Origin of the sequence: Blastomonas sp. UPD001, from assembly GCF_003426715.1 — a bacterium.
GTDB lineage: Bacteria > Pseudomonadota > Alphaproteobacteria > Sphingomonadales > Sphingomonadaceae > Blastomonas.
In genome coordinates, this window is sequence record NZ_QKVT01000001.1 from 515849 (window position 1) to 522019 (window position 6171).

General features: G+C 67.6%; 5 protein-coding genes and 1 pseudogene. 5 read left to right on the forward strand and 1 reads right to left on the reverse strand.

Going from position 1 to position 6171, the window contains the following annotated elements:
• A partial coding sequence (ligA, locus tag DM995_RS02440; RefSeq protein WP_116968382.1) for an NAD-dependent DNA ligase LigA occupies window positions 1–1026 on the forward strand: 1026 nt, incomplete at its 5' end.
• A 117-nt stretch (window positions 1027–1143) separates the two neighbouring features.
• Window positions 1144–1509 carry a YciI family protein gene (locus DM995_RS02445; protein WP_023838197.1) on the forward strand — a complete coding sequence of 122 codons (366 nt, stop codon included), beginning with the start codon at window positions 1144–1146 and terminating at the stop codon, window positions 1507–1509.
• Here the strand turns inward: DM995_RS02445 and recJ are convergent.
• Window positions 1505–2803, reverse strand: a pseudogene (gene recJ, locus DM995_RS02450) (single-stranded-DNA-specific exonuclease RecJ); the annotation flags it as partial. The gene DM995_RS02445 and the pseudogene recJ overlap by 5 nt on opposite strands.
• A gap of 91 nt (window positions 2804–2894) precedes the next feature.
• Here recJ and DM995_RS02455 point away from each other — a divergent pair.
• The 3 genes from DM995_RS02455 to DM995_RS02465 all read left to right on the forward strand — a co-directional run bounded on the left by DM995_RS02455 (window position 2895) and on the right by DM995_RS02465 (window position 6134).
• Window positions 2895–3389: a flavodoxin family protein gene (locus DM995_RS02455; protein ID WP_116968383.1), complete on the forward strand. Its 495-nt coding sequence runs from the start codon at window positions 2895–2897 to the stop codon at window positions 3387–3389.
• A gap of 54 nt (window positions 3390–3443) precedes the next feature.
• Window positions 3444–5375: a S9 family peptidase gene (locus DM995_RS02460; RefSeq protein ID WP_116968384.1), complete on the forward strand. Its 1932-nt coding sequence runs from the start codon at window positions 3444–3446 to the stop codon at window positions 5373–5375.
• A 99-nt stretch (window positions 5376–5474) separates the two neighbouring features.
• Window positions 5475–6134 carry a histone deacetylase family protein gene (locus DM995_RS02465; RefSeq protein WP_502696565.1) on the forward strand — a complete coding sequence of 220 codons (660 nt, stop codon included), beginning with the start codon at window positions 5475–5477 and terminating at the stop codon, window positions 6132–6134.
• The last annotated feature ends 37 nt before the right edge of the window (window positions 6135–6171 follow it).

Below are 6171 nucleotides of genomic sequence, written 5' to 3' on the forward strand. Positions count from 1 at the left end.
ACCCCGGTGGGCCGGCTTACCCCCGTCACCGTCGGCGGCGTCGTCGTGTCGAACGTCACGCTGCACAACCGCGACGAGATCGCGCGGCTGGGCGTGCGCCCCGGCGACCGGGTAAAGGTGCAGCGCGCGGGCGATGTCATCCCGCAGGTGGTCGAGAACCTGACCCGCGACGAGGTCCGCGACCCCTATGTCTTCCCCGATCACTGCCCCGAATGCGGCAGCGAGGCGGTGGCGGAAGAGGGCGAGGTCGATGTCCGCTGCACCGGTGGCCTGATCTGCCCGGCGCAGCAGCGCGAGCGGTTGAAGCATTTCGTCAGCCGCGCCGCGCTCGACATCGATGGGCTGGGCGAGAAGACGATCGCCGAGTTCCTCGACGCGGGCTTCATCAAGCTGCCGGGCGATATCTTCCGCCTGAAACAGCACCGCAGCGCGATCCTGGCGCGCGAGGGCTGGCAGGAAAAGTCGGTCGACAATCTGCTCGCCAGCATCGAGGCGCGGCGCGGCGCGGACCCGGGGCGTTTCCTGTTCGCGCTCGGCATCCGCCATGTCGGATCGGTGACGGCGAAGGATCTGGTCAAATGCTTCGGCAGCGCCGAGGCGGTGGGCGAGATCGGACGCCGGCTCGCCGAGGGCAGCCTGGAGGCGACGGCGGAAGTCACCGCGATCGATGGTATCGGCCCTGCGGTCGCCGAAGCACTCGGCGATTTCTTCCACGAGCCGCACAATGCGCAGCTGTTCGACGATCTTGTCGCCGAGGTCCGTCCCGCCGCCTTCGTCTCGACCGCGCGCGAGACCGAATGGAGCGGCAAGACCATCGTCTTCACCGGCAAGCTCGAGACGATGAGCCGCGACGAGGCCAAGGCGCAGGCCGAAAGGCTGGGGGCCAAGGCGGCGGGCTCGGTTTCGGCCAAGACCGATCTGGTCGTCGCCGGGCCGGGCGCTGGGTCGAAGCTCAAGAAGGCGGCGGAACTGGGCGTGCGCGTGGTCGACGAGGCGGAGTGGGCGGCGATCATGGCATCGGCTTGAAGCCTGCGATCATTCCCGCCTCGCCATGCTGAAAAAAAATCGGCGGCCGTCGAATCCGGCAACTGTCGTTCGTCATGGGGCAGAACGCGCATTTCGCCGTTCGGACGAGGAGACACGATGATGCAGTACATGCTGATGATCCACGAGGACGAGAGCGTCTATGCGGGCCCCGAGGGCGAGAAACTGCTCGCCGAGACGCTCGCCGCGCACATGGCGCTGGGCGAGGCGCTGGTCGCGGCCGGGATCAGCTATTCGGGCGAGCGGCTCAAGCCGGCCTCGACCGCGACGACGATCCGCTGGAACAGGGGCGAGCACCAGATCCACGATGGCGCCTTTTCCGAAAGCCATGAGGAGCTGGGCGGCTTCTACATCATCGATGTCGCCAATCTGGACGAGGCGCTGCAATGGGCCAAGCGCATCCCGATCCCCAGGGGCGCGCTCGAAATCCGCCCGGTCTGGCCGATGAGCGGTCCGGACGCATGAGCAGCGGCGGGCTGGGCGCGGCGATCATCGCGGCCAGATCGACGCCGGGTATCGAGCGGCCCGATCCCTTGCCAATGCCTGCCTCGTCGAGCGCGATGACCAGCGAGGGGCGGCCCGTCTTTTCCTTGATCCGCCCCGCGACGATTCCGATGACACCGGGATGCCAGGCGCGGCCCGCGAGCACCGCGACCGCGCGGTTGTGCTGCGCGGCGAGCAGGGCTTCCGCTTCCTCCTGCACCATTGCCTCGATCGCGCGGCGTTCGTCGTTGAGGCGCGAAAGCTCGGCGGCGATCGCGCGCGCCTCGCTCTCGTCCACCGTGGTCAGCAGCCGCACGCCTAGGTCCGCCGACCCGACGCGGCCCCCGGCATTGATGCGCGGACCCAGCGCAAAGCCGAGGTCCGAGCAGACCGGCGAGCGGGTGAGCCGGCTGGCCTCGATCAACGCGGCCATGCCGATATTGCGCCTGCGGCCCATGATCTTCAGCCCCTGCGCGACGAACGCGCGATTGAGGCCCTTCAACTGCGCGACATCGGCAACGGTGCCCAGGGCCACCAGATCGAGCAATTCCATCAGCGAGGGTTCTGGGCGGCGCGCGAAATAGCCTTGCGCGCGCAGCGTGCGCACCACCGCTGCTGCGAGCAGAAAGGCGACGCCGACAGCGGCGAGATGGCCGTGCGATGCCGCCTCGTCCTCCTCGTCGAGCCGGTTGGGATTGACCAGCGCAAAGGCGTGCGGCAGCTCGGCGGCGCATTTGTGATGGTCGACCACGACGACATCGACCCCGGCTTCGTGCGCCATCTGCAGCGCCTCATGGGCCATCGCGCCACAATCGACGGTGACGATCAAGGTCGACCCGTCCTGAGCGAGTTTGGTGAGTGCCGCGCCCGACGGGCCATAGCCTTCCATCAGTCGGTCGGGGATATAGGCCCCGGCGTCCAAGCCCAGATCGCGCAGCAGCCGGATCAGCAGCGCCGCGCTGGTCGCACCGTCGACGTCGTAATCGCCATAGATGGTCACCTTCTCGCGCGCGATCACGGCTTGCGCGAGCCGGTCGGCGGCATTGTCCATGTCGCGGAAGATCGACGGATCGGGCATGAAGCCGCGGATCGTGGGCGCGCGGTGGCGATCGAGATCGTCGCGCGGCACGCCGCGACTGAGCAGCAGCAACGACACCAGGTCGTCGGGCTGCAGGTCCGCCTCGCGCCGGTCGCCTTCCGCGCCGCGCCAGTGCCAGGGCTGTCCGGTGAGCGATCGGGTGATGCCGAGAACGGGATCGGGGTGGAGCGTGGCCATGGCCTCTCTCTAGCGGGCGCGATTCGGCTTGGCGAGGGTGTGCTGCATCGAAAGGGCTGGATTGCCGGGGGCTGGGCACTATCAAGGTGGGATGACCGTACGGCCGACCCTGCTGATCGTCTGGCACAGCCGCACCGGCGCTTCGCAGGCGATGGCGGAAGCGGCGGCAGCAGCGGCGCGCGACGAATGCGCGGTGCGGCTGGTCGCGGCAGAACAGGCCGGGCCCGAAGACATGCTCGCGGCATCGGGCTATCTGTTCGTCTGCCCGGAGAATCTCGCCAGCATGTCCGGCGCGATGAAGGAGTTCTTCGATCGCTGCTATTACCCGCTGCTGGAGCGGATCGAGGGGCGGCCTTATGCGGCGATGGTCGCGGCGGGATCGGACGGGGCGGGGGCCGTGCGGCAGATCGAGCGGATCGCGACAGGTTGGCGATTGAAGCGCATCGCCGACAGCCTGATCGTCTGCACGCACGCGCAAACGCTCGAAGCCATTGCCGCGCCCAAGCATCTGGACACCGCTGCGGTGGCACCCTGCAGCGAATTGGGCGCGATGTTCGGGGCAGGGCTGGCCATGGGCATTTTCTGACCTTAAGTGTTTGCATCTGAAACGAGATTTGGGTCCATTCCAAGGGAGAATCGCATGCTTTTCCGTTCGTCGCTGCTGGCCGTCGCCGCGCTCATCGCCGTTCCCGCCGCCGCGCAGCAGGCGCCCGTCCAGACGCGCCAGGTCGGCACAGCGCGGCTCGAAAATGTGCCCGAGATTCCGCAGGACGTGCGTGACGCGGTGCAGCGCTACCAGAATTATCGCGAGGCGCGCTTCCAGGACTGGCTGCCCGATGGATCGATGCTGATCACCACGCGCTTCGGGTCGACCTTCCAGGTGCACCATGTGCCCGCCCCGGGCGCGGCGCGGCGGCAGCTGACCTATTATGGCGAGCCCGTCGGCGGCGCGAAGACCGTGCCCGGCCAGAAACGCTTCGTGCTCACCCGCGATACCGGCGGCGACGAATGGTTCCAGCTGTTCGTCCGCGATCTCGATGGCATCGCCCAGCCGCTGACCGAGCCGGTGACGCGCAACCAGGCACCGGTCTTCGCCAAGGATGGCAGCCTGCTCGTCTGGTCGCGCGCCACCAAGGGATCGGCCGATTATGCGATCATGGCCGCCGACCCTGCGGATCCGAAGAGCCGTCGCCTGGTCTGGCAAGGCACCGGCGCGGTCGGCCCGCAGGACATCAGCGCGGACAAGGCGACGGTGCTGCTCGCCAAGGGCATTTCCAACCGCGAGAACCATCTGATGCTGCTCGATCTGATGAGCGGCAAGGTCACCCTGCTCGACTGGTCGGTCAAGGCGAAGGCGCGTTTCGAGGATCCGCGCTTCATCGAGGGCGGCAAGGCGATCGTCGCGATCTCCAATGCGGGCACCGACACGCGGCGGCTGGTGCGGATCGACACGGCCACGGGCAAGATGACCGCGCTGTCGCGCGAGCCGGGCTGGGATGTCGAGGCCTATGACCTGTCGCCCGATGGCCGCACGATTGCCTATACGCTCAACGAGGACGGCTATTCGCGCGTCATCGTGATGCCGCTGGCGGGCGGCGCGGGCCTATCGCCTGCGTTGCCGCGCGGGGTGGTGACAGCCCTGTCCTTCTCGCCCGATGGCGGCAAGCTGGCGGTGGGGCTCACCAACGCGACCACTGCGGGCGATGTCTGGACCGTGGATCTCGGCAACCAGGCGATCACCCGCTGGACCCAGTCCGAGCCGGGCGAGCTCGATCCCGCGAAGCTGGTCGAGCCGCAGCTGGTGCGCTTCACCAGCTTTGACGGGCTGACCGTCCCCGCCTTTGTCTATCGCCCCAAGAATGCCGCGCCCGATGCCAAGCTGCCGGTGATCATCGACATCCATGGCGGGCCCGAGGCGCAGACGCGCCCGAGCTGGAATCCCGGCGCGCAATATTTTGCCGATGTGCTGGGCGCGGTGGTCATCCTGCCCAATGTGCGCGGCTCGGACGGCTATGGCACCAGATATCTCAACCTCGACAACGGCCCGCTGCGCGAGGACAGCGTCAAGGATATCGGCGCGCTGATCGACTGGGCGGGAAAGCAGCCGGGCATGGATGCAAAGCGGATTGCAGTCTACGGCCAGTCCTATGGCGGTTACATGTCGCTCGCCAGCATGACCTTCTATTCGGACAAGCTGGTCGGCGGGGTCGAGCGCTATGGCATCAGCGACTTCATCAGCTTCATGGCCAATACCGAAGCCTATCGCCGCGACAACCGCCGCGCCGAATATGGCGACGAGCGCGACCCCAAGATGCGCGCGGTGTTCGAACGCATCGCCCCGCTCAAGAATGTCGGCAAGATCACCAAGCCGATGCTGGTGATGCAGGGCGCGAACGATCCGCGCGTGCCGCAGTCGGAGTCCGACCAGGTGGTCGCCGCGCTCCGCTCGAACGGGGTCGACACCTGGTACGTGCTCTATGCCGATGAGGGCCATGGTTTCCTGAAAAAGGCGAACAACGACCTGCGCCGCGAGGTCGAGACGGTGTTCCTGAGGAAGCTGTTCGCGCAATGAGGACGTTCTTCGATCCGCGCCAGCACGACCATGCGCCCGCGATGGAACTGCATAACGGGGCCTATGTGCCCTATGCCGAGCATCGCGGGCGGATGGAGAATGTGCTCGAAGCGCTGGGCGAGGTCGAGGCGCCAGTCCGCGCTGGCGGCGACCGAGGCGGTGCTGGGCGGCGATCGCGCGGCCTTCGCGCTGTGCCGCCCGCCCGGCCATCATTGCGGGGCGGATTATCTCGGCGGCTATTGCTTCATCAACAATGTCGCTGTGGCGGCCGAGGCGGCCATCGCGGCGGGCCGGAAGCGCGTCGCGATCCTCGATGTCGATTATCATCACGGCAACGGCACGCAGGACATATTCTACGATCGCGGCGACGTGCTGTTCGTCTCGATCCATGCCGATCCTGCGACCGACTATCCGTTCTTCTGGGGCCATGCCGACGAACGCGGCGAGGGGGCAGGCGAGGGCGCGACGCTCAACCTGCCGCTGCCGCGCGGGACCGACCTTGCAGCCTATCGGGCGGCGCTGGAGACGGGGCTGGCCGCGATCCGCGCTTTCGGCGCGGACATGCTGTGCGTCTCGTTCGGCGCGGATACCTTTGCCGGCGACCCGATCTCGCAATTCGCGCTGCAGACGGCGGATTACACCCCCATCGCGCGCTCGATCGCGGCGCTCGATCTGCCGACCGTGATCGTGATGGAAGGCGGCTACGCGGTGGACGCGCTCGGCGCGAACGTCGCGGCGTTTCTGGCGGGGTTTGGATAGCGCAGCCTCAACCCCACCCCGGCCTACGGCCACCCCT

What these genes read in the sequence shown, in the direction of transcription:
- DM995_RS02455 (WP_116968383.1), top strand. Translation starts at nt 2,895, where the DNA reads ATGACCGTACGGCCGACCCTGCTGATCGTCTGGCACAGCCGCACCGGC.
- DM995_RS02460 (WP_116968384.1), top strand. Translation starts at nt 3,444, where the DNA reads ATGCTTTTCCGTTCGTCGCTGCTGGCCGTCGCCGCGCTCATCGCCGTT.
- DM995_RS02445 (WP_023838197.1), top strand. Translation starts at nt 1,144, where the DNA reads ATGATGCAGTACATGCTGATGATCCACGAGGACGAGAGCGTCTATGCG.
- DM995_RS02465 (WP_502696565.1), top strand. Translation starts at nt 5,475, where the DNA reads ATGTGCTCGAAGCGCTGGGCGAGGTCGAGGCGCCAGTCCGCGCTGGCG.